Below are 600 nucleotides of genomic sequence, written 5' to 3'. Positions count from 1 at the left end.
TTGAGGTCTGAATGGTTGAGCAGTGTTTCGTATTGATTGATTTGCGCCTGCTCTTGGTCACTGATTGGCGTGTGCATATTCATGATCGCGCCGTTTTCTAGCCAAGTCATCAGCGTGTGGTATTCGCTGTTGGTTAGATTCGGCATACCAAATGGCATTCCCCAGTTTGGGTTGTCTTTTTCGTACTGCTCGTACTCTTCAATTGTCGGGCAGGTTTGCTCACGATCAATCGAAAAATCAAAACCTTCTAATTGCACTTGGTCTGGCAAGGGATGGCGCTCTTTCTGTTGCAATAAACGAGCGATAAGGCCAGCTTCAAGGTTTGCTGCCATGCTTTGGTCGCGTTCATTCAAAACAGGGTGGAAGCCAGCGTCGCGCCATTCTTGGGTGGTTTCTGCATCTTCAAACAAGCGAGTAGGCGCAGCAGCTGTCAGGCGAGTGCCTTCATAAACCAATGCTTTCGATGCTCCGCGGTCGATCCCTTCTACCGATGAGAGTTTTAGCTGACATGGCGCATCGTAGCAGGCGTGGCAAACCACGCAGCGGTTATCGACGATAGGTTTTACCTCGCGTTGGAAGAAATCTGCCTGTGGCGTTTCA

At 49.8% G+C, this 600-nt stretch carries 1 protein-coding gene; it reads right to left on the bottom strand.

Features of this window, described 5'->3' with window-relative positions:
- The coding region (locus R7P74_RS27820; protein ID WP_318123899.1) for a fatty acid cis/trans isomerase at positions 1-600 on the bottom strand (600 nt) is incomplete at both ends.

The organism is Vibrio sp. 2033, assembly GCF_033339735.1.
Note: the sequence above shows the minus strand (reverse complement) of the source record. Positions and strands in the feature narration are given on the sequence as shown.